This window comes from Bacillus sp. 123MFChir2, from assembly GCF_000383235.1.
Classification (GTDB): Bacteria; Bacillota; Bacilli; order Bacillales; family Bacillaceae_G; genus Bacillus_A.
In genome coordinates this window covers 12,321-32,147 of sequence record NZ_KB910937.1, presented here as the reverse complement: position 1 = coordinate 32,147, position 19,827 = coordinate 12,321, and the positions used below count along the sequence as shown (strand labels likewise).

The following is a 19,827-nucleotide window of genomic DNA, read 5'->3' as shown; positions in this document are numbered from 1 at the left end:
CTCTTGCTAAAAACGGGTAGTAAATCTGCATTTATGGAAGTTTTACTTTAATATGGATTATAAGTGCGGAAAATATAAAAAACTGATACAATATTTTTAGAAACAATTAAAGGGGGATTAGGGAATATGACAGCAACAACTACAGTAAAATCTGACATTGAAATTGCGCAAGAAGCAAGTATGAAGAAAATTCAAGAGATTGCAGCAGAATTAAACATTTTAGAAGAAGAATTAGAGCCGTACGGTCATTATAAAGGGAAGTTATCTCTTGATATTTTTAAGCGCTTACAAGACGAAGAAGATGGAAAAGTTGTACTAGTTACAGCAATCAACCCTACTCCAGCAGGGGAAGGAAAATCAACGGTAACAGTTGGTTTAGGACAAGCCTTTAATAAAATCGGTAAAAAGGCAGTGATTGCGCTTCGTGAACCATCTCTTGGACCAACTATGGGATTAAAAGGCGGTGCAGCAGGTGGAGGTTACTCGCAAGTTGTACCAATGGAAGATATTAACCTTCACTTTACAGGTGATATTCATGCGATTACAACAGCAAATAATGCACTTGCAGCATTTATTGACAACCACATTCAACAAGGAAATGATTTGCGCATTGATACGCGGAAAATCGTATGGAAACGTTGTGTAGATTTAAACGATCGTGCACTTCGTAATGTTGTAATCGGTCTTGGTGGACCAGTACAGGGTGTGCCGCGTGAAGACGGCTTTGATATTACAGTTGCATCTGAAATTATGGCTGTATTCTGTTTAGCGACAGATGTACAGGATTTAAAAGGACGTTTAGCTCGCATTGTTGTTGCTTATAACATGGACAATGAACCTGTAACAGTAAAAGATTTAGGTGTAGAAGGTGCATTAACACTATTATTGAAAGATGCGTTAAAGCCAAATTTAGTACAAACGTTAGAAAATACACCAGCAATCATTCATGGCGGCCCATTTGCTAATATTGCACACGGTTGTAACAGTGTAATTGCAACGACAATGGCAGCAAAACTTGGTGATTATGTGATTACAGAATCTGGTTTTGGTGCAGATTTAGGTGCTGAGAAATTCTTAGACATTAAAGCACGTGCAGCAGGCATTAAACCAGAAGCAGTTGTTATTGTTGCAACAATTCGTGCCCTTAAAATGCATGGCGGCGTAGCGAAAGATGGATTAAAAGAAGAGAATGTTGATGCACTAGCAAAAGGTATGGAAAACTTACAAAAACATGTTGAAACCATTCAAGAATTCGGTGTTCCATTTGTTATTGCAATTAACAAATTCATTACAGATACTGATAAAGAAGTGGCATACTTACAAGAGTGGTGCAGTGAGCGGGGTTACGAAGTATCTTTAACGGAAGTATGGGAAAAAGGCGGTCAAGGCGGTGTTGACCTAGCGGAAAAAGTATTAAAAGTAATTGAAAAAGGTGAGAATACATACGCGCCTTTATATGATTTAGAGCTTCCATTAGAAGAGAAAATTCGTACCATTGCTCAAAAAGTATATGGTGCAAAAGATATTGAATTTGCGCCAAAAGCTCGTAAGCAATTAACGCAATTTGCTGCAGAAGGTTGGGGTAACTTACCAATTTGTATGGCAAAAACGCAGTATTCTCTTTCTGATGATCCAACAAAACTAGGACGTCCATCTGACTTTATTGTGACAATTCGAGAATTTAAACCATCTATTGGTGCTGGCTTTATCGTCGCATTAACAGGAACAATGTTAACAATGCCAGGCCTTCCAAAGAAACCAGCTGCTCTGCAAATGGATGTAAATGAAGATGGAAAAGCAGTAGGTTTATTCTAAAAGGTTGTATTTCTTCTCTTTTATCGGTAAACTATACGTACATCATTCGGCGCCTTTCGATGGAAAGGCGCTTGTTTTTTGGAGGAATATATGTTTGATCCAACTGCTTTTGAAAATTTAAAAGTTGTCGTTGAAGGAGCTGTATATGATTTTGATTTACATGCTGATATCATTGTAACGAATCGCAAGGATATAATGGATCTAGCATCACTTAGTCGTACATATACCATTTCGTTTCAGCTTACAGAATATATAGAGCCATTAGTGGAAGCGACGTTTTTATTATCAGTTAATGCAAAGAATTTATCAGGTGAGATATTAGCGGTACCCAATTTTGTTCCTGGTTGTGAAATGAAACTTCTCTTTGAATTTCCTATACGGCATCCAGAAAAAGATTGCCAAGAAATCGAAGCGTTGCTACAATCCATATGGGGAAAAGAACGAATGATTACGCAGCAAATTTCATACGAATATAATAAGCAAGCGATTTCATATCATAATAAAGTAAACATCTTATTTCAAAAAGCGATTACAGAAGATCATGTTGATGACTTAGTAGCAGTTATTCCTCATATGATAGAAACGATGCGAATAATACAACAATTTCTTCAAAAATAGAGATAAAGGAGAAAAAGAAATGATAAAAGAGATGCAACCATTTTTGCAACAAGCTTGGGAGAAGGCTGGTTTTAAAGAATTTACTGAAATTCAAAAGCAAGCTATTCCACCAATTCTAGAAGGACAAGACGTTATTGCTGAATCTCCAACAGGAACAGGTAAAACATTAGCGTATTTATTACCACTTTTACATAAAATTAACCCTGAAGTGAAACAACCTCAAGTGGTTATTTTAGCGCCAACACGTGAACTTGTGATGCAAATTCATGAAGAAGTACAAAAGTTTACTGCAAGTACTGAGATTTCAGGTGCATCTTTAATTGGCGGTGCAGATATTAAGCGTCAAGTAGAGAAGTTAAAGAAACATCCGCGAGTAATCGTTGGGTCGCCTGGACGTATTTTAGAACTAATCCGTATGAAGAAATTGAAAATGCATGAAGTGAAAACAATTGTATTTGATGAGTTTGATCAAATTGTAAAACAAAAGATGATCGATGTCGTTTCCGATGTAATTAAATCGACAATGCGTGATCGTCAAGTCGTATTTTTCTCGGCAACAATGACAAAAGATGCAGAAGAAGTAGCGCGTGATTTTGCAGTTCAGCCGCAATTTATTCGTGTGAAACGCACAGACACGAAGAGTCTTGTTGAACATACGTATATCGTTTGTGAACGCCGAGAAAAAAATGATTTTGTTCGTAAAATTATGTATACTGGTGATGTGAAAGCAGTTGCCTTCTTAAACGATCCGTTCCGTTTAGATGAAATTGCTGAGAAATTGAAATTCCGTAAGATGAAAGCAGCGGCTCTTCATGCGGAAGCAAGCAAACAAGAACGTGAAGCAACGATGCGTGCATTCCGTCAAGGTAAAGTAGAAATTTTATTAGCAACAGACATCGCAGCGCGTGGATTAGATATTGATGACTTAACACACGTTATTCATTTAGAATTGCCAGATACGCTGGATCAATATATTCATCGTTCAGGACGTACAGGTCGTATGGGGAAAGAGGGGACAGTTGTTTCCCTTGTAACACCGCAAGAAGAGAAAAAGTTACTTCAATTTGCGAAGAAGCTAGGCATTCAGTTCAATAAGCAAGAAATGTTTAAAGGATCGTTTGTTGATTCGAAGCCGAAAGCGCCAAAGAAGAAGAAACCAGCGTTTAATGGGAAGAAAAAGCCTAGATAAAGTGAAACTTTAATCAGTGGGGGTCATCTCCCACTGATTATCAGCCCCACCAATTGGGCTTTTACGAGCAGTTGGTATCCCGCCGAACATTCTAGGTACTAGAACTGGACAATGCTTTTACTGAATTTTTAGATGGGAGTCTTACTGCCCACAAATAGCGGGGTAAATTGAAAAGCTGTGGCTACGAATAATATGTAGCCGCGGCTTTTTTATCATTTTATTAGGTAATACGCAGTTGTTCTAAATGGAACACACTTTTATGAAGAGAAGTTTCTATATAGCCAATAATTTGATCCAGTGTAAATACTTGTAGGGGTTCATATAAATCTTGTTGAGGGTACAGTAAATCTTCAAAGACTGATGATTTAAAAGAATCAATGTTTTCCCCTGTTACTTCATCTATACATACCAAATTCGCATTCATATTTAAAGTATGAAATAAGCTCTTATTACAATCATAATATTGAAGCAACTTTCCGTTTAAAAGCTTAAAGTCGTGATGATACAAAGAAAGGATATTAGGATTATGTTCTATTCGATTTTTGAGCCAGGAGAGATAGAATCCTTGCAGCCATAAATTATCAGCAATGAGGTGAGTGTAATATCCTAATATGAAAGGAAAATCTTTATATGCTTTATATTTATTAAGAAATGCATCATAATCAATTTTCCTTGTATAGTTTTTTACTGTGCCTGTATAAAAGTGGGATATTTCTTTTTCCGCACTTGAATGGACTGCATCTGCAGCAATTCCCCCAAGCAGGAAAGAGGTTTTGTCTTGAATCTCTAATTTTTTTGCAACTAAATCCGCTATAATAACATGCATAATTCTAGATCCCATGAGTAGTACCTCCGCTTGAAAACCGTATTATGTTGGCTGAACAAGTAATAAAATTTTCCCTGTACTTTGTCTACCTTCAATCCATTCATGTGCTTTCCTTGCATCTTGAAGTGAAAAACGTTTTCCGATTTTAATTTGTAAACGACCATTGCTTAAAAGAGGAAATATTTGCTCTGCAGTATGCCCAAGTAGATAAGGGCGTTTTTTTCGAGTTGTTCCAAAACTAAAACCAAGAACAGATCGGCAGCTTGCATGTAAATCTTTTGTTTGAAATGTTCCGATAGCACCGCTTGCATTTCCAAAATGGACAAGGCGTCCGTAAAAAGCGAGACATTGCAAGCTTTGTTCTGATATGGTACCGGAAATAGAGTCTAAAATAACGTCTGCACCTTCTCCATTTGTAATCTCATTTACTTTATGTACAAAATCTTCTCCCTTATTACAAATAACATGATCTGCTCCGGCTTCTAAAGCGATTTTCTTTTTTTCTTCGGTTCCAACTGTTCCGATGACTTTTCCGGCACCTAAAATTTTAGCGAGTTGAATAGCTGTTGTACCAATTCCTCCTGCAGCGGCATGGATAAGAACTGTTTCGCCTTGTTGCAATCTTGCAACATTTGCAAGAAGCGTATAACTTGTAAAGGAAACAATCGGACAAGCTGCAGCAGTTTCAAAATCAATTTCATCTGGTAATACAAAAGTAAGTTCTTTATTTGCTACAACATATTCGGCATACGATCCGTTAACTGGAAAAGCAATAACGCGCTGTCCCACCTTAATATTCGTTACGTTAGAACCGACCTGTTCTACGATTCCAGTAGCATCTATACCAGGTATAAAAGGTAGATTTTCGGATCCTTTTTTGCCATATCGAGACTTAATATCAGCAAAGTTCACGCTTGTTGCGACAACACGAATCAAAACTTGATTGGCGTTAATAGACGGCATAGCTACGTCTGTATATTTCATCATTTCAGGGCCTCCAAAGGCAGTTACAACAATTGCTTTCATGATCTGTCCTCCTATAGTGCATTCTATAATGTATTTTAAAATACAATCAAAATTCGGAAAATTATATAATGGTTATGGAGATTTATAAGAAAATGTTATGAAAAAAATTTTTCGAAAAAATCGAACGGGATTTTTAGTTCTTGCCAATATATAGTGTACGACATAAGAAGGGAGGGGAGTAAGGATGGAGAAAGAAGGCGAATATAGTTATCTTATTGAGCAGACGTTATTAGGTAGTCAGGAAGCATACAGTGAGCTATACGATAAAACAATTGAAGCTGTGTATAAGACCGCTCATTTTTTAATAGAAGAGAAGTCGGATGTCGATGATGTCGTTCAGGAAATCTATATGCAATTATATCAATCGCTTAGTCAATTTGATTGGGAGCGATCTTTTCGGCCATGGTTAATCGGGCTTGTTGTGAGACAACAAGAGGAAATGATGAAGGCTTCAATGGTAATTCAACCGTATTTCGATAAGTTAAACGGAGAGAAATCAAGCAAAGAAGTGTTAACTCCTGAAGAATTTAAGCAATATATACATGCTTCAATGACATATGAAAAATACAAGCCAAAATGAAATCAAGTGAACCTATAACGGTAGATATGGTTCCTGAAGAATATAAAGCAGAATTTCAAGAAGCAGATCATTTTATGAATTATGTCAGCGAGAAAGTACATAAGTAATATATCGAATAAACAGCAAAAAAGAGTCCAGGACAAGAAAAATGGACTCTTTTTTGCTATAGCGACAAGATACTTCCTAATTTGAAGTTGTTTTTGTTTGTTCTCGTTTTATCAAATAATCAATAATTCCCATAGCCCCGATTTCTAAATCGAGTTTTAGCAAGTCATAAATAGAATGTGACGATGGGACACCTTGATTTGTAAGATGTAATGAAACTTTTTTTAGTAATAAATTGGACAGTTCTTGGCTTGCCTTTTCAAAGTTTTGTTCTTGTTCAAACACTTGCTCTCCTGCTTCAACAAATATTGGGAGCCAATGTTCTAGCTGATTGCAAATTTCAGAAATATGAGAAGAAGCACCGTAATGACCGAAATAAATAAAATCGACATTCATATTTTGAATACGATCTTTTGAAGCTAGCATCGCATTGGGTTGGAATTGTGTAGGCGATGTTGTAGGCAAATAAAGTTCAACACCTAGTTCGGCTAATTGACGATAGTAAATACCGATTGTATCACCTGTAAATATACCGTTTGTTAAAGAATCATGAATGCTAATATGGTGCTTTGCATGACCGGGTGAATCGTAGAATGTCAGCGTCCGGTTATTGGCAATTTGCAATGTTTCACCATCTTGTACAATGTGAACACGTTCTTCTGGAATAGGCAAAATGGGATGAAATAGTTTATCAAATGAATCACCATAAACAGCTTTTGCACCTTGAATGAGTTTTGTTGGATCAATCATGTGACGAGCGCCCCTAGAATGAACGAACAGCGTTGCATTTGGGCATTTTTCCATCATTAAGCCAGCAGCACCAGCGTGGTCCAAATGAACATGTGTAACAATAATATTTTTTATATCGATCAGTTGGATATTCAATTGTTGTAATCCATCTAATAGATAAGGAACAGATGGTGAGGCGCACGTTTCAATTATCGTAATTTCATCACCAAGTAAAACATATGTACCTGTACGTTGTTCATGTTGTAAGTCATGATCATCGATAAGGTATAGCTGTGAAGAAAGTTTTTCTACTTTTTTCAAGTTTATCACTCCTTGTTATCCTATTATTCTTTTATTATAAAAGAAAAGGCAGAAAACGAAACATCGTTTTCTGCCTTTATGTAATACGTTTAGTTCTTTTGTTGTTTGCTAAGCGACATAATAAAGTAGCCGACAAGGCCACCGATTGCTGGAAGAGTAATCATTCCTGCTAGTGTAAAGTATTTGCTTAAGAAAATACCGTTAACATCCATAAACCATCCTAAAACAAATAACATCATCATGTATAATACGAAATAAAATTCGCGATTAGAAAGCTTTTCACGTTGTGCAGTTTTCATTATCAACACCATCCTTATTTTTTATAATGGAATTGAAATGTCACAATTTAGAAGATAAACTGTCACATTTTGTTCACACTTTCATTGTAAAACTTTCCAAGTAAAATGTCTAGTAAATTGTGACGATTTTTCGAACGAAAATATAGCGTTCTCATTAGACAATGTACACCATACATTTTATGATACATATATAGGAGTGTATGAACTTAAGGAGCTGATATAATATGACAATTTATGACTTTTTTGCAAAAACAATAAAAGGAGAAAAAAAGTCGTTACGTGAATATGAGGGAAAAGTAGTATTAATTGTGAATGTTGCTAGTAAATGTGGTTTTACGCCGCAATATAAAGGATTGCAAGCTTTGTATGAAAAATATGAAGAACGAGGCTTTGAAATACTAGGATTTCCATGCAATCAATTTGGAGGTCAAGAACCTGGAACAGAAGAGGAAATTACGGAATTTTGCGAGTTAAATTATGGTGTAACGTTCCCCCTGTTTATGAAAGTTGATGTAAAAGGCGATAACACACATCCATTATTTCACTATGTAACAGAGCAAGCACCAGGATTATTAGGAATGAAAGCAGTAAAGTGGAATTTCACAAAATTTTTAGTAGGGCGTGATGGTAAAGTAGTGAATCGCTTTGCACCGCAGACGAAACCAGAGCAGTTAGAAAAGGAAATTGAAAAGGTATTATAGAAAGAAGATGCTCATTTTGAAGAGCTTCTTTTTGTGTGGGACCATTCATGGAATAGTTTTTATTTGATGATAGGTGCGTTCGGGAAAATATAGTAGTATAAGGTTGTAGGGGGGAAATAGCTTGAAAAAACTTATTTTTACAATAGGATGTTTATGGATTATGTTAGCTGGCTGTAGTGTTAGTAATTATGATGCGCACGTTGAAGTTGGTATGAAAGCATTGAAAGATGCGAAGTATAGTGATGCGATTATGTGGTTTGAAAAAGCCGACCAAGAAAAATCTACTGATGAAACAAAAACATATATGAAAGTTGCAAAATGGATGGAGCATGGTGCGACCGCATTAAAAGCTGGAGATTATAAACAAGCGATGGAAGATTCGAATCAAGTGATAAATACAAAAAAAGATACGACACTTGAAAAGGCTGTAAAGTCCAATGCTGAAGATATGTTGCAAAAGGCAAAAGATATAGAGCAAAAAGAAATAACGAGAGAAGAAAAGAGAAAGAAAATAGAAGAACAAGGAATTGATAAAGCAATTAAAGCGGTAGATAGCGTTGATGAAGTAGAAGAAAAACAAAAAAAGATTGGGGAATCTTTAGATAAAGCTGAAAAAGTAAAAGAAAAAATAGAAGCAAAGAAAAATTAACATATAGGGCAATAAGCAAGGTGGTCCTCGGTATGGATGATTGTATTGACTTTCTTGTCGGTGGAATATAAAGGGAATATAGTGGAAAAGAAGCTCGTATAGAAGAGCTTCTTTTTTATGTATTCATTTTACATAAAAAAAGAAAAAGTTCACACGGAATACAAATGTATTCGATACAATGTGTCGGTGAGAAAAAAGCCATAAATATAATGAAAAGGTATTAGACTACCACTGTTCAGTCAGAGAGGGAGAGAGAAATGAAAGAAGCGTTAAAAAAACAATTTCAAAATATGCGTTTTTCGTTATTAGTCGCTATTTTGATTTGGTTAAAAACATATATTGTTACGCGAACTAGTTTTGACTTAAAGATAGAATCTGCTATGCAGGAATGGATCCTTTTTATTAGTCCATTAGCGTCTTCTTTAGTGTTAGTTGGACTTTCATTATTTGCAAAGGGTCAAAAACGGAATTATATAGCTATCGTTATTAACCTTATTATGACCATTATCTTAATTGGTAATGTGATGTTTTATGGTTTTTATAATGATTTTGTTACACTTCCAGTTTTAATGCAAACGTCAAATATGGATGGATTAGGATCTAGTGTCAAAGCATTGTTAAACATTAAATTTATAGCAATGTTTATAGATATTATCGTTTTACTTTACATTGCGAAAAAGAAGCCGAACTTTGCAAAAACAGAACGTGTTTCTGGTTCTATGAAGTCACTGTACTTTTTAATCTGTATTGCAATTTTTATGGTAAACCTTAGTTTTGCGGAAAAAGAAAGACCTGAATTATTAACTCGTTCATTTGATCGCGTGATGCTTGTGAAAAACCTTGGATTATATGTCCATCAAGTATACGATCTTGGCTTGCAAGTAAAGACAAGCTCACAAAAAGTATTTGCGGATGGAAGTAAAATTCAAGAAGCCGAAAATTATATGAAGACGGTGGATGTAAAACCTGATCCAAATATGTTTGGAATGGCAAAAGGAAAGAATGTCATTGTGGTCTCTTTAGAGTCAACGCAGTCTTTTTTAATTGATTCTAAAGTAAATGGACAAGAAGTTACACCGTTCTTAAATCAATTTAAAAAAGAAAGTTATTATTTCGAAAACTTTTATCATCAGACAGGACAAGGTAAAACATCTGATGCAGAGTTTATGATTGATAATTCTTTATATCCGTTAGACCGTGGTTCAGTATTCTTTACGAATGCTGGGAACGAGTATAAAGCAACTCCGGAAATTTTACATCAGCAAGGCTATTATACAGCTGTTTTCCATGCGAATAATGCTACGTTCTGGAATCGTAATATGATGTATCCGTCTTTAGGGTATGATCGATTCTATAATGAATTAGATTATAAAGTCACTCCAGAGAATAAAATAGGATGGGGATTAAAGGATAAAGAATTTTTTGATCAATCTGTGGATAAATTACAAAAGATACAACAGCCGTTTTATACTCGTTTTCTTACGTTAACGAATCATTTCCCGTTTACGTATGATAACAGCATTAAAATGATTGAACCATTTAATTCAGGTGATGAAACATTAGATAACTATTTTGTTACAGCACGTTACGAAGATGAAGCTTTAAAACATTTTATTGAACGCTTAAAAGAAACGGGAATATATGACAACTCAGTTATTGTATTTTACGGTGATCACTATGGTATTTCAGATAACCATAATCGTGCGATGGCACAATACTTAGGGAAAAATGAAATTACTCCATATGATCACATGCAACTGCAACGTACACCATTATTTATTCACGTTCCAGGTCAAACAGAGGGGAAAACAATGACTGCTCCTGCTGGTGAAGTGGACGTAAAACCAACAATTCTTCACTTATTAGGAGTTGATACTTCTAATGATATTGAATTTGGTCATGATTTATTTTCACCAGAACGCAAACCATTCGTTGTAGAACGTGATGGAAGCTTTATTACAGACAAATATATTTATTACAACAACACATTCTACAATCGTCAAAATGGTCAAGTCGCTCAATTACCAGAACAAGAGGCAAAATCACTTATTGATCGAGCGCAAACAGAATTGAAAATGTCCGATAGTATTATTCAAGGTGACTTGTTACGCTTCTTTGATGGAAATAAAGTAAAATCAGGTACGATTAAAACAGCTATTAAAGAAGAAGAAAAAAAATAACGAAAATCCCGATGCCTGGGAAGGCCTCGGGGTTTTTGTTATTATCCATTAATATTATATGTGATCGAAAAAATTCGAAGAGATGAGATTGAGCTAAAAAATGATTTTAAATTATGTATAGGATGTAGAGTTAAAATGAAGGGAGTATGAGATGAAATCTGAAAGTATATCACGCCATTTTCAAACTTTACAACAGCAACGGCATTGTTTCTTTCAAAAAGTACAAGGTATTTCAAGTGAACAACTTTGGCAGCAAAAAGAAGGGAAATGGTCGAGTGGAGAGCATTTATATCATTTATATTTAATTACAAAAATGCTCAAAGTCGCGACAAAACTTTCTTTTGTTTTAATTCCGTATGCAAAAATGAGAAGAAAGAAACCATTTCATAATCAAATTCATGATATATATGCAGAATATAAAGAAAAGCATGGAAAAGGAATGAAAGCTCCATTTATTTTAGTGCCGCCAAAAAAAGTGATTCATGCTTTGAATAAAGAAGAGTTAATGAAATTGCTATTAAATGAGACGGATAGATTGAGAGAATTAGTTGCGGATATCGAAGAGGATATCGCTGGACATATTATATTTTTGGATCCGTTAGCTAACTATCCTAACTTAATTCAAGGTATTCAACTTTTAGCGATACATGAAGAACATCATTTTAAACTTATTGAAAAGTATTATGGGGATGTAATGAGTGATTCTATAATAAAATAGTTGATTCTAATTGAAATACACCTCCAATTGTTAGACTGTGTCTAGCAATTGGGATGCACTTTTCTCCACTTTGTGTGGGGATAATTTTTTTGATAAGGTGACTATTTTTAAAAATTTAATTTTACTCATGGAAAAATGAGTTTTTGACTATTTGTACCAATTCATCTTATGTCATATACTTAAGTTACTTTAACAGTCATTTTGTAGGAGAGGCGATAAAAAGCAACTCCTATTTTTTATGTACACATAAATGTATGGTCAATGTAAATATAATTGGAAATGATACATAAAAATGTGTGAAACATAACATATACATATACACATATACCGTGGGGAGTTTATCAGTTTTGATTTTTAATATTTAAAACATTGAAATATATAGTATAGAAGGTTACAAAATAAAAACAGGATAAAAATTTTTGTTGGATAAACATTGTGTAAAACTTGATATAAAGGCTTTTTTCTTTGACCACGAATAATACAAAAATATTTTTGTGATAAAATAGATTATAGAAAGAAAAAAGTGCCAAAATCCTTTTATATCAAGGTCCTTTAGCACTTTTATAGTTTGTATGTGCTACAAAATGAATAGATTTAAAACTGCTCATTTTTCTCCCAAGATTCAACAATATAATGAGCAACTGTTGGATTAAAACCTTTTCCAATTAAGTATGTGATTGCCGCAATTTCCGTCATTGCGTGTGGTACGGATGTATGCTTTGCTTCTTTTACACCGTATTCTACCCAAGGTTTTACGAGGTTTAATACGGGTTGTTTTAAGTGTTGAAATTGTGAAGCGTATTGTTGGATTTGTTGCTGAGTTGGTTCTGTTGGCGTTGTAGGGCCGGCTTGAGGGAAACGTGGATCATAATGGTACGGGTAGTATAGTTGTTGTTCAGGGTGCGGTGGATTATAGGAGTGCTGCGGATAAGGGTGTTGTGGGTTATAAAACATTTTTTTTCCTCCTTCATGCTACTTGGTACAACATATAATATGGGCGGACAAGAAAATGTGTGATGAAAAAATGAGGTCGTGTTACAATAATGAATTGGGTGAAGATATTATGAATAAACAAGAACAAATTAAAAAAACGATTACATTTGTCAAAGGCATATTAGAAAAAGATGCAAGTGGTCACGATTGGTATCATATTGAACGTGTGCATAAATTAGCAATTGCATTGTTTGAAAAAGAAGGTGGGAATCGCTTCGTTATTGAAATGGCGGCTTTACTTCACGACGTTGCAGATGAGAAGTTAAATGAAAGTGAAGAAGCTGGTATGAAGAAAGTAATAGACTGGCTTGAACTTTTAGGAATTAGTCAAGAAGACGCACAGCATATTGTTCATATTATTGCGAATATGTCTTATAAAGGTGGACACGGCGGAACTGTGTCGACGTTAGAAGGGAAAATTGTTCAAGATGCGGACCGCCTAGATGCACTTGGAGCAATCGGAATTGCTCGAACATTTGCTTATGGAGGGGCAAAGGGACGTTTACTATATGATCCAGCTATTCCACCGCGTGAAACGATGACGAAGGAAGAATATCGAAAAAGTGATGAACCATCATTAAATCATTTTTATGAGAAACTGTTAAAATTAAAAGATTTAATGAATACAGTTGCAGCGAAGGAAGAAGCGGAAGAGCGTCATCGCTATATGGAGCAATTTATTGATCAATTTATGAAAGAGTGGAATGCACAAATATGAGAATGTTAACAGTCGAAAATGTATCGAAATCATATGGAGATAAACTGTTATTTAATGGTCTTTCTTTTAGTATTGCCGAAGGGCAGCGCGCTGGTATTATCGGTGTAAATGGAACGGGTAAATCAACGTTATTAAAAATTATTGCGGGCGCGGAAATTCCAGATACAGGGGAAATGACGCATACACGTGGATATACAATTAGTTATTTATCACAGCAACCAGATTTTAAAGAAAATTTAACTGTATTAGAGCAAGTGTTTCATGGTGATACACCACTAATTCGTCTCCTTCGTGAGTATGAACAAACGTTATTGAATTTAGAAAAAAATCCAACAAGCGAGAAAGCACAGGAAACATTATTTGCCGTGCAGCAGCGCATGGATGCAATGAATGCTTGGGAAGCGAATGCAAATGCAAAATCATTACTAACAAAGCTTGGTATTACTGATTTCTCTGCGGAAGTAGGAAATTTATCGGGCGGACAGAAGAAACGCATTGCAATGGCGCAATGTTTCATTCAAACACCAGATTTATTAATTCTAGACGAGCCGACGAACCATCTCGACCATGAAACAGTAGAATGGATAGAAGAATATTTATCACGTTATACAGGTTCCGTTTTACTTGTTACGCATGATCGTTATTTCTTAGATCGTGTAACGAACCGTATTTTTGAATTAGATAATGGTAAGTTATATAGCTATGAAGGGAACTACGGTGCTTTTTTAGAAGCGAAAGCACTTCGAGAAGAGCAAGAAATGACGCAAGAAGCAAAGCGTCAAAACTTATATCGCCGTGAACTTGCGTGGATTCGCCGCGGTGCAAAGGCACGCTCTACGAAACAAAAGGCACGGATTCAGCGCTTTGACGAACTGCAAAAGCAAGAAGGTCCAAGTGCAAAACAAAACGTTGATATTGCGCTTGGAGGCAGTCGATTAGGAAAGAAAGTACTGGAATTAAAAGATGTGACAAAAACATTTGGTGATAAAACGGTTCTACGTAATTTTGGGTATATTGTGAAACCAGGAGATCGCATTGGTATTATTGGTGCGAATGGAAGTGGGAAATCTTCTCTATTAAACATGCTTGCTGGTAAAATTACACCAGACAGCGGTGAGATTGAAGTTGGGCAAACAGTAAAAATTGCATACTATACGCAAGAAAATGAAGATATGAATTTAAATCAGCGGATGATTGAGTATATTAAAGAAGCGGCTGAAGTGATTCATACGACAGATGGAAAAACGATTAGTGCTTCGCAAATGTTAGAGCGGTTCTTATTCGAGCCGCATACACATGGGACACCACTTAGTAAATTATCAGGTGGTGAAAGAAGAAGATTATATTTATTGCGTATTTTAATGGGAGAACCGAATGTTTTACTCTTAGATGAGCCTACTAATGATTTAGATACGCAAACATTAACAGTACTTGAAGATTATTTAGAAGAGTTTCCTGGTGTAGTCCTTACTGTATCACATGATCGATACTTCCTTGATAAAATTGCAGAAGAACTGTTTGTATTTGAAGGGACCGGAAACGTGCGCATCTTCTTTGGTAGCTATAGTGATTATTTAGATGAGAAAAAATCGCAAGAAGTGCTGTTAAAAGCGGAAATTCAAAAAGAAAAGAAAGTAGAAGAAGCTCCTAGACAACAAAGGAAACGTAAGCTGTCCTATAATGAACAGCGTGAATGGGAGACGATTGAAGATAAGATTGCAGAATTAGAAACGAAAATTGAAAGTATTACAGAAGAATTAGAAAAAGTGGGTGCTGATTATACGAAAGCACAGCAACTCTCTGAAGAGCAGCAGCGAACAGAAGAAGAATTAGAACAGACAATGGAGCGTTGGAGTGAATTATCTGACATTGTTGAAGGGTTAAAGTAAAAACAAGCTGCATATGTTGAAATGTAAAGGAAAAATCTTTACACTATGGGTAGAAACTATTTTAGGAGGGAAATCATGCGCACATCTAATCCAATGTTAAAGAAAGACGCGTTTCGTAAAGAAGGCGTAAGCACTTCAGCGATGACAGTCGGTGGTGCAGTTGCGAAAACGTTCATTATGCTTATTTTGTTATTAGGAACGTCAGTGTACGCATATATGCAGATGATACAAAATAAAATGCAAATGCCAGTGTTAATTGGTGCTTTAATTATTGCGGCAATTATTGCATTTGTATCGATATTCGTACCGCGTATTTCACCAATTACAGCACCGATTTATGCAGCAGTCGAAGGGATTGTATTAGGAAGTATTTCTGCTGTATATACAATGAAATTTGGTGATTATATTATTTTACACGCAGTATTATTAACAGTTTCTATTTTACTAGCAATGTTAGTGTTATATGCAACGCGTGTTGTGAAGGTGACAGATAAGTTTCGTACGGGTGTGATTGCAGCGACGTTTGGAATTGCGATTATGTATTTAATCGTTTTATTTTTACAATTAGTTGGCGTACCAGTTCCATTTTTACATCAAGGCGGAACAATTGGTATGATTGTCAGCGCAGTTGTAATTGTTGTTGCTGCATTAAACTTAATGTTAGACTTTGATTTCATTGAAAGCGGTGCACGCGGCGGCGCTCCAAAATATATGGAGTGGTACGGTGCGATGGGCTTAATGATGACATTAGTTTGGTTATACTTAGAAATTTTACGCTTCGTTTCTTATTTTGTAAAAAATGATTAACGAACCGAAATCCTGCATGTTTGTATCATGCAGGATTTCTTTTTGGAATTTTATAGGGATAAAGATATGTTTTCGTATGAAAAAATATGTTTTTACATTTTTTACTACACGTTTCGTTTTTTCTACAATAAAGAAAAAAACGAAGAGGTGACATGAATCGTATGATGAATCGAGTTGCGTTAATTGGTAGATTAACAAAAGATCCAGAGTTATTCTATACAAAACAAGGGATTGCTTATGCACGTATATGTGTTGCGGTAAATAGAGGGTTTCGTAACAGCTTAGGAGAGCAACAAGCAGATTTTATTCATTGCATGATATGGCGAAAATCAGCGGAAAATGTAACGATGTACTGCAAAAAAGGAGAACTTGTTGGTATAACAGGACATATTCATACGAGTCAATACGATAATGAGAGTGGCAAAAGAATATATAAGACAGAAGTTGTGATTGAAAGAATTACATTTTTAGAGAAGAAAAAAGAGCAAGCACCTCAGTAGGAGTCTTAATTGAGAACATGTTACAATACAGCTAAGAACAGCAATAAAGGAGAGAGAGAATACGTGAAGATTAAAGGCATTGAACCGACACCAAGTCCAAATACAATGAAAGTTATTTTAAATGAAGTATTACCAGCAGGAGCACGAAATAATTATACACGTGATAATGCAAATGAAGCTCCGGGGAGAGTGCAGCAAATTTTGCAAATTGAAGGTGTAAAAGGTGTGTATCATGTAGCGGACTTTTTAGCAGTAGAGCGTAATGCGAAATATGACTGGAAACATATTTTACAGCAAGTTCGTGCAGTTTTTGGTGAAGAAGTCGTAACAGAGAGCGAACAAGAACAAAATGCCCACTTTGGAGAAGTAAAAGTGTTTATTCAAATGTTCTTTACCATTCCAATGCAAGTGAAACTAACTGATGGTACAACTGAGGAACGCGTAGGATTACCAGATCGTTTCAAGGAAGCGATTATGAAAGTGCAAATGTCAGCACCAAATGTTGTGAAAGAGCGGAAGTGGGCCGAGCAAAGTACGCGTTATGGCAGCTTTGACGAGATTGGAAAAGAAGTTGTGGAAGAGGTTGTTGCGGCATATCCAGCCGATCGTGTAGATGCAATTGTCCAAGAATTATTACAACAAGCAGGAGAGGCTGAAGTAACGATTACAAAGCGTGAGCCATATAAAGTAACAGTGGAAATGATGAATGATTCTGATTGGACAAAACGTTATGCAGCGCTGGAACAAATGGATCCAACAGAAGAAGATATTCCCGTACTAGAGAAAGCGTTAGAAGATGAAAAAGTATCGATTCGCCGCTTAGCAACTGCTTATTTGGGAATGGTCAAAGGGGAACGTGTCTTACCTTTACTCTATAAGGCATTATTAGATAAATCTGTCAGTGTACGCCGCACAGCAGGTGATTGCTTATCAGATATCGGTGACCCTGCTGCGATGTTTGTCATGATGAAAGCGTTAAAAGATTCAAGTAAACTTGTACGCTGGCGCGCTGCAATGTTTCTATTTGAAATTGGTGACGAAAGTGCAATCCAAGCACTTCGCGTAGCGCAAGAAGATCCAGAATTTGAAGTAGCTATGCAAGCACGTTTAGCACTTGAACGTATAGAAGGCGGTGAAGAGGCTAAAGGTTCTGTATGGAAGCAAATGACGGAGTACCGAAAAGGGGAATAATAACTATGATTGTCTTTTACGATAGTTGGTGCCCGATGTGTACAAAGGTTGCAAATCGAACGAAGGAACTAGATAAAAAAAGAAAAATAACATTTGTTTCTTTTCGCGAAGAAGAAATTGTTCAGCAATATTGTTTATCAGATGAGATGATGCAAAATATGGAGAGGCATTTGTACATTTATAAGGATGCGCGCTGGTATAAAGGGATTCAAAGTATATATGTCTTAGCGAAAGTAATTCCTGCATACTGGGCAACCGTACCTTTTATTAAACTATCGATTTTGTTCGGATTTGGTCATGTCCTATATGATTATATTGCGACAAAAAGGGAAATTGTCCCTGTTGGTCATTGTAAAAATGGTGTTTGTGAAATCCAAAGAAAAAAATAACAAAGTCATCATGTTTCTTTTGCGTCTAGTATTAGAGCGTGATATGATGAATTTGGAATGAAAGTTGAAGGAGAGATTGCTAACATGACAAATGCATATGAAGAATACATGCGCCAAATGGTAATTCCAATGCGCCAAGAATTAGTGCGCGCTGGATTTAAAGAATTACTGGCAGCAGAAGATGTACAAGAATATATGGAAAATGTAGAAGGAACAACATTAGTTGTTGTGAACTCTGTTTGTGGTTGTGCGGCAGGTTTAGCGCGTCCATCAGCTGGTCAAGCGGTTGTACGTTCTGAGAAGCAACCTAACAATCTTGTTACTGTATTTGCAGGTCAAGATAAAGAAGCAACAGCGATGATGCGCTCTTATTTTGATGATATCCCGCCATCTTCACCATCTATGGCACTATTAAAAGGAAAAGAAGTTGTTCACTTTATTCACCGTCATGAAATTGAAGGGGCAACAATGGACGCTATTATTCAAAACTTAGAACAAGCTTTTGAAAAGCATTGCTAAAAAGGGAGAGATTTTCTCCCTTTTTCTTTTTAATGAGGTGAAAGAATGATTGTAACGACAGCAGGGCGAACAAATAAAGAAATGACTGCATATGCTGAAAAAATAGCAATGGATTTGCAAAGTTCTTTTTTTGTGAGGAATGATCGTCCTATTTATGAATTTCATGAGCAATATAAACAAGATGTACTTGTTGCCCAGAAAAATCGCTTAGCGATTTATCCGCAAGGAACGGAAGAATCGTTCTTTTTTCATCCAAACTCAGCGATGTTTCGCGTGAAGCGATTAATGCGCGGTGAACATGATCCATTTTTGCAAGCTGCGCAGCTAGAAGAAGGGATGAAGGTATTAGACTGTACACTTGGCATGGCATCTGATAGTATCGTGGCAAGTTATGCTGTAGGAGAAGCAGGGCAAGTCACTGGGTTAGAAGGTAATCGCTATATGGCATATTTGATTGAAAAAGGTCTTCAGCAGTGGGATGCAGGTGTAATAGAAATGAACGAAGCGATGCAGCGAATTACTGTAAAGCATACAGAGCATTTATCTTTTTTAGAGCAATGTGCAGATCATAGCTATGATGTAGTATATTTAGATCCAATGTTTGAAGAAACAGTATTAGAATCAGATGGTATTCGTGGTTTGAAACATTTTGCATTGTACAACGATATTACGGATGAGACAATGAAAGAGGCTAAGCGTGTGGCGCGAAAACGAGTCGTGTTAAAGGATCATTTTCGCAGTATACGTTTTGAAAAACATAACTTCTTTGTCTACAAACGAAAAAGCGCAAAGTTTCATTTCGGTGTAATTGAAACTTGCTAATTATTAGACAATATGTATAATAGATTATAATAAATTTTATAGAAAATCTTGGATGAAGAGAGTAATTATTTTCAGAAGCAATAGCGAGCTAGGGATGGTGAAAGCCTAGTGCAGAGAAAATAATGAAGCGCACTTCGGAGATGCTGCTTGAATGGTGTAGTAGAGTAAGCCGGGGCTCCCTCACCTCGTTATAAACGGGAAAGTGGTTCGGAATGAACAACAAGGGTGGTACCACGGGTGTAA

At 36.0% G+C, this 19,827-nt stretch carries 19 protein-coding genes, 3 pseudogenes and 1 other annotated feature (1 of these 23 cut by a window edge); of the genes and pseudogenes, 17 read left to right on the top strand and 5 right to left on the bottom strand.

Translation table 11 applies throughout. The features are described 5' to 3' along the window. The first annotated feature begins 126 nt into the window (after positions 1–126). The 3 genes from H280_RS0109695 (at position 127) to H280_RS0109685 (ending at position 3,622) form a co-directional block, all read left to right on the top strand. Positions 127–1,815, top strand: coding sequence for a formate--tetrahydrofolate ligase (locus H280_RS0109695; protein ID WP_020060922.1), 1,689 nt, complete (start codon positions 127–129; stop codon positions 1,813–1,815). A gap of 90 nt (positions 1,816–1,905) precedes the next feature. Then, positions 1,906–2,433, top strand: a complete 528-nt coding sequence (locus H280_RS0109690; RefSeq protein WP_020060921.1) for a hypothetical protein — start codon at positions 1,906–1,908, stop codon at positions 2,431–2,433. A 19-nt stretch (positions 2,434–2,452) separates the two neighbouring features. Further along, positions 2,453–3,622 (top strand): DEAD/DEAH box helicase, encoded by a 1,170-nt coding sequence (locus H280_RS0109685; protein ID WP_020060920.1) that lies wholly within the window; start codon positions 2,453–2,455, stop codon positions 3,620–3,622. 220 nt (positions 3,623–3,842) lie between these two features. Here the strand turns inward: H280_RS0109685 and H280_RS0109680 are convergent, their stop codons facing one another. Beyond that, positions 3,843–4,463 carry a zinc dependent phospholipase C family protein gene (locus H280_RS0109680; protein ID WP_020060919.1) on the bottom strand — a complete coding sequence of 207 codons (621 nt, stop codon included), beginning with the start codon at positions 4,461–4,463 and terminating at the stop codon, positions 3,843–3,845. 27 nt (positions 4,464–4,490) lie between these two features. Next, positions 4,491–5,474: a quinone oxidoreductase family protein gene (locus tag H280_RS0109675; RefSeq protein ID WP_020060918.1), complete on the bottom strand. Its 984-nt coding sequence runs from the start codon at positions 5,472–5,474 to the stop codon at positions 4,491–4,493. Between the two features lie 184 nt (positions 5,475–5,658). Between H280_RS0109675 and H280_RS26430 the strand changes: the two are divergent. Both H280_RS26430 and H280_RS26425 read left to right on the top strand, forming a co-directional pair. Next, positions 5,659–5,904, top strand: a pseudogene (locus H280_RS26430) (sigma factor); the annotation flags it as partial. Between the two features lie 9 nt (positions 5,905–5,913). Next, positions 5,914–6,161 (top strand): annotated as a pseudogene (locus H280_RS26425) (DUF3600 domain-containing protein). Between the two features lie 76 nt (positions 6,162–6,237). Here H280_RS26425 and H280_RS0109660 read toward each other — a convergent pair. Further along, positions 6,238–7,209, bottom strand: coding sequence for an MBL fold metallo-hydrolase (locus tag H280_RS0109660; RefSeq protein ID WP_020060915.1), 972 nt, complete (start codon positions 7,207–7,209; stop codon positions 6,238–6,240). An 89-nt stretch (positions 7,210–7,298) separates the two neighbouring features. Beyond that, on the bottom strand, positions 7,299–7,520 hold the full coding sequence (locus tag H280_RS0109655) for a DUF3925 family protein (RefSeq protein ID WP_196060679.1): 222 nt from the start codon (positions 7,518–7,520) through the stop codon (positions 7,299–7,301). Between the two features lie 212 nt (positions 7,521–7,732). On the opposite strand from H280_RS0109655, the gene H280_RS0109650 reads away from it, so the two are divergent. From H280_RS0109650 to H280_RS0109635, 4 genes are all read left to right on the top strand, one after another. Continuing rightward, positions 7,733–8,209 carry a glutathione peroxidase gene (locus H280_RS0109650; protein ID WP_020060913.1) on the top strand — a complete coding sequence of 159 codons (477 nt, stop codon included), beginning with the start codon at positions 7,733–7,735 and terminating at the stop codon, positions 8,207–8,209. 160 nt (positions 8,210–8,369) lie between these two features. Continuing rightward, positions 8,370–8,858 carry a hypothetical protein gene (locus tag H280_RS0109645; protein WP_155894993.1) on the top strand — a complete coding sequence of 163 codons (489 nt, stop codon included), beginning with the start codon at positions 8,370–8,372 and terminating at the stop codon, positions 8,856–8,858. Between the two features lie 257 nt (positions 8,859–9,115). Then, complete coding sequence (locus H280_RS0109640) at positions 9,116–11,038, top strand: LTA synthase family protein (RefSeq protein WP_020060911.1); 1,923 nt, start codon at positions 9,116–9,118, stop codon at positions 11,036–11,038. Positions 11,039–11,189: 151 nt separating this feature from the next. Next, the gene (locus H280_RS0109635; RefSeq protein WP_020060910.1) at positions 11,190–11,756 is read left to right on the top strand and encodes a DinB family protein; all 567 of its coding nucleotides are present in this window, start codon (positions 11,190–11,192) and stop codon (positions 11,754–11,756) included. 594 nt (positions 11,757–12,350) lie between these two features. Here the strand turns inward: H280_RS0109635 and H280_RS24970 are convergent. Further along, positions 12,351–12,698 (bottom strand): annotated as a pseudogene (locus H280_RS24970) (hypothetical protein); the annotation flags it as partial. 121 nt (positions 12,699–12,819) lie between these two features. Between H280_RS24970 and H280_RS0109625 the strand changes: the two are divergent. The 8 genes from H280_RS0109625 to H280_RS0109590 all read left to right on the top strand — a co-directional run bounded on the left by H280_RS0109625 (position 12,820) and on the right by H280_RS0109590 (position 19,584). Then, positions 12,820–13,467, top strand: coding sequence for an HD domain-containing protein (locus H280_RS0109625; RefSeq protein WP_020060908.1), 648 nt, complete (start codon positions 12,820–12,822; stop codon positions 13,465–13,467). Next, a complete protein-coding gene (locus H280_RS0109620; protein WP_020060907.1) occupies positions 13,464–15,356 on the top strand; it encodes an ABC-F family ATP-binding cassette domain-containing protein in 1,893 nt (630 codons plus the stop codon). Before H280_RS0109625 ends, H280_RS0109620 begins: the two co-directional genes overlap by 4 nt. Positions 15,357–15,431: 75 nt before the next feature. Next, complete coding sequence (locus tag H280_RS0109615) at positions 15,432–16,163, top strand: Bax inhibitor-1/YccA family protein (RefSeq protein ID WP_020060906.1); 732 nt, start codon at positions 15,432–15,434, stop codon at positions 16,161–16,163. A gap of 161 nt (positions 16,164–16,324) precedes the next feature. Then, positions 16,325–16,663, top strand: a complete 339-nt coding sequence (locus tag H280_RS0109610) for a single-stranded DNA-binding protein (RefSeq protein WP_028411180.1) — start codon at positions 16,325–16,327, stop codon at positions 16,661–16,663. 63 nt (positions 16,664–16,726) lie between these two features. Then, positions 16,727–17,854 (top strand): conserved virulence factor C family protein, encoded by a 1,128-nt coding sequence (locus H280_RS0109605; protein ID WP_020060904.1) that lies wholly within the window; start codon positions 16,727–16,729, stop codon positions 17,852–17,854. A 5-nt stretch (positions 17,855–17,859) separates the two neighbouring features. Then, on the top strand, positions 17,860–18,243 hold the full coding sequence (locus H280_RS0109600; protein ID WP_020060903.1) for a thiol-disulfide oxidoreductase DCC family protein: 384 nt from the start codon (positions 17,860–17,862) through the stop codon (positions 18,241–18,243). 84 nt (positions 18,244–18,327) lie between these two features. Next, entirely contained in the window at positions 18,328–18,762 is a 435-nt protein-coding gene (locus H280_RS0109595; RefSeq protein ID WP_020060902.1) for a BrxA/BrxB family bacilliredoxin, read from the top strand. 45 nt (positions 18,763–18,807) lie between these two features. After that, positions 18,808–19,584 (top strand): class I SAM-dependent methyltransferase, encoded by a 777-nt coding sequence (locus H280_RS0109590; protein ID WP_020060901.1) that lies wholly within the window; start codon positions 18,808–18,810, stop codon positions 19,582–19,584. A 40-nt stretch (positions 19,585–19,624) separates the two neighbouring features. Further along, positions 19,625–19,827, top strand: a binding site (T-box leader) (it continues 13 nt past the right edge of the window).

Coding starts and splice junctions, on each gene's coding strand:
- H280_RS0109695 (WP_020060922.1), top strand. CDS start 127: ATGACAGCAACAACTACAGTAAAATCTGACATTGAAATTGCGCAAGAA.
- H280_RS0109690 (WP_020060921.1), top strand. CDS start 1,906: ATGTTTGATCCAACTGCTTTTGAAAATTTAAAAGTTGTCGTTGAAGGA.
- H280_RS0109685 (WP_020060920.1), top strand. CDS start 2,453: ATGATAAAAGAGATGCAACCATTTTTGCAACAAGCTTGGGAGAAGGCT.
- H280_RS0109680 (WP_020060919.1), bottom strand. CDS start 4,463: ATGGGATCTAGAATTATGCATGTTATTATAGCGGATTTAGTTGCAAAA.
- H280_RS0109675 (WP_020060918.1), bottom strand. CDS start 5,474: ATGAAAGCAATTGTTGTAACTGCCTTTGGAGGCCCTGAAATGATGAAA.
- H280_RS0109655 (WP_196060679.1), bottom strand. CDS start 7,520: ATGGTGTTGATAATGAAAACTGCACAACGTGAAAAGCTTTCTAATCGC.
- H280_RS0109650 (WP_020060913.1), top strand. CDS start 7,733: ATGACAATTTATGACTTTTTTGCAAAAACAATAAAAGGAGAAAAAAAG.
- H280_RS0109645 (WP_155894993.1), top strand. CDS start 8,370: ATGTTAGCTGGCTGTAGTGTTAGTAATTATGATGCGCACGTTGAAGTT.
- H280_RS0109640 (WP_020060911.1), top strand. CDS start 9,116: ATGAAAGAAGCGTTAAAAAAACAATTTCAAAATATGCGTTTTTCGTTA.
- H280_RS0109635 (WP_020060910.1), top strand. CDS start 11,190: ATGAAATCTGAAAGTATATCACGCCATTTTCAAACTTTACAACAGCAA.
- H280_RS0109625 (WP_020060908.1), top strand. CDS start 12,820: ATGAATAAACAAGAACAAATTAAAAAAACGATTACATTTGTCAAAGGC.
- H280_RS0109620 (WP_020060907.1), top strand. CDS start 13,464: ATGAGAATGTTAACAGTCGAAAATGTATCGAAATCATATGGAGATAAA.
- H280_RS0109615 (WP_020060906.1), top strand. CDS start 15,432: ATGCGCACATCTAATCCAATGTTAAAGAAAGACGCGTTTCGTAAAGAA.
- H280_RS0109610 (WP_028411180.1), top strand. CDS start 16,325: ATGATGAATCGAGTTGCGTTAATTGGTAGATTAACAAAAGATCCAGAG.
- H280_RS0109600 (WP_020060903.1), top strand. CDS start 17,860: ATGATTGTCTTTTACGATAGTTGGTGCCCGATGTGTACAAAGGTTGCA.
- H280_RS0109595 (WP_020060902.1), top strand. CDS start 18,328: ATGACAAATGCATATGAAGAATACATGCGCCAAATGGTAATTCCAATG.
- H280_RS0109590 (WP_020060901.1), top strand. CDS start 18,808: ATGATTGTAACGACAGCAGGGCGAACAAATAAAGAAATGACTGCATAT.